This window comes from uncultured Caballeronia sp. (genome assembly GCF_964243625.1).
Taxonomy (GTDB): domain Bacteria; phylum Pseudomonadota; class Gammaproteobacteria; order Burkholderiales; family Burkholderiaceae; genus Caballeronia.
This window is the reverse complement of record NZ_CAXTGZ010000434.1, coordinates 3,409-5,198: the sequence shown is the minus strand read 5'-3', so window position 1 is coordinate 5,198 and position 1,790 is coordinate 3,409. Positions and strand designations below refer to the sequence as shown.

The 1,790-nt window shown below is 60.6% G+C and carries 2 protein-coding genes and 1 pseudogene (1 of these 3 running past the window's edge); 2 read left to right on the top strand and 1 reads right to left on the bottom strand.

The features are described from left to right. The coding region (locus ACFFAR_RS23920) for an SDR family NAD(P)-dependent oxidoreductase (protein WP_375508584.1) at positions 1-701 on the top strand (701 nt) is incomplete at its 5' end. On the opposite strand, the gene ACFFAR_RS23915 is transcribed toward ACFFAR_RS23920, so the two are convergent. Further along, positions 698-1,099: an ester cyclase gene (locus ACFFAR_RS23915; RefSeq protein WP_174365696.1), complete on the bottom strand. Its 402-nt coding sequence runs from the start codon at positions 1,097-1,099 to the stop codon at positions 698-700. The genes ACFFAR_RS23920 and ACFFAR_RS23915 overlap by 4 nt on opposite strands. Before the next feature lie 254 nt (positions 1,100-1,353). Between ACFFAR_RS23915 and ACFFAR_RS23910 the strand changes: the two are divergent. Beyond that, positions 1,354-1,790, top strand: a pseudogene (locus tag ACFFAR_RS23910) (MFS transporter); it runs 789 nt beyond the window's last position.

The following is a 1,790-nucleotide window of genomic DNA, read 5'->3' as shown; positions in this document are numbered from 1 at the left end:
GCCAGGTGGCGCTCGTCACCGGCGGCCTGACCGGCATTGGCGCGGCCATCGCGAATCGTCTTTCGCAGTTGGGCGCGCGTGTGGTGGCGGCCGGCTTGCCGCCTGGACCGGAAACACCCGACGTATTGGATGCAGCGGTGCGCAAGGTCACGCTGGACGTGCGGTCGACCGCCAACGTCAATGCCGTGCTGAAGGAGTTCGATCAGCTCGATATCGTAGTTAACTGCGCGGGCGTGATTCGGCGCGGTGCCGAGCATGAAGTCGATGTGTTCGAGGATGTCGTCGATATCAACCTGCACGGCACCATGCGCGTCTGCTCCGGCGCGCGTGAGTTGCTCAAGGCGTCGTCGGGATGCATCGTGAATACGGCTTCTATGTTGAGCTTTTTCGGTGGCGGACTGGTTCCGGCCTATAGCGCGAGCAAGGGTGCGATTTCGCAACTGACGAAGTCGCTCGCCATTGCCTATGCTGCGGACGGCATTCGCGTGAACGCTGTCGCTCCAGGCTGGATTGCCACCCCTTTGACGCAGGCCTTGCAGGAAGACAGCGGACGCTCGCAGGCCATCCTCGAGCGCACGCCCATGAAACGCTGGGGCGGCCCCGAAGAAGTCGCGCAGGTCGTGGCGTTTTTATGCTCGCCGGCGGCGTCGTTCATGACTGCGGCGATCGTGCCAGTGGACGGGGGTTATCTCGCCGCTTAGGAACCTGCGCCATGTAGCTGGGCTTCGATAGCGGCCTTGTCGATCACTGACCACACCTCCGCGATCTTCCCTTCCCGGAACTGATAGAAGACATTCTCGGCAAACGAAACCGTCCTGCCGTTCACGGGAAGGCCAAGGAACGTTCCCTTTGGCGTACACGCGAAAGCAAGGCGGCTCGCTATGAATGGCGGATCAGCGACCAATAACTGGATGTTGAAGTGCAGGTCGGGGATTTCATCGAAGTCTCTTTCCAGCATCCCGCGATACCCGGCGAGCCCGAAACGCTTGCCGTTATGAGACGCGTCCGCATGAACGAACTGTCCGAGTTGCGGCCAGTCCTGCTTGTTCAGGCACGCAATGTAGGCCCGGTAGACGTCTGCGAGGTCAGTTTTTTCCAATTGCGATTCTCCTGATTGATGGGGAGGTTCCGGCCGCAAGCGCCAGGCATTCGCGAACAATCTTATATAAGTTCGGCACGCGCGGCTCAAGCCGCCGCACAAGCTCGATCGTGCAAAAATCCAGCCTCTGTCGTTGCGCCTTCGCAAAACGGCTGCTTGCAATGACGGGTCGAAGCGAAAGTGCCTACATGCCTGTTTGGTAAAATGCGCGATACACACTGACCATCAACTTTGGAACCGCTGCACGACGGTCAATGAAAATAATCTTCTCGCGCAATTTTCTCGGCCTCATATTGAGCGTCGCCGTGGTCGGGCTTGGCCTCGGCGCCACCTTGCCTCTTACGGCGCTTGCGCTGACCAACGCCGGCTATGGCACGGACATCGTCGGACTGATGACGGCCATGCAAGCGGGCGGCGGCTTGCTCGTCATACCCTTGGTCGGCCGCATCACGGGACGGTTCAGTGCACGCCAGATCATCATGGGCGCGGCGTTGAGTGTTTCAGCAGCCACCATCCTCATGCAGTTCACCACGCACCTGTGGCTATGGGCGGTGTTTCGCGTGGTGAGCGGCGCGGCGCTGATGTTGCTCTTTACCATCGGCGAAGCATGGGTAAACGAACTCGCCGACGATACCAATCGCGGCCGTCTGGTCGCTGTGCGCCGCCCAGGCGTTCGCCGCCTACCCCGACA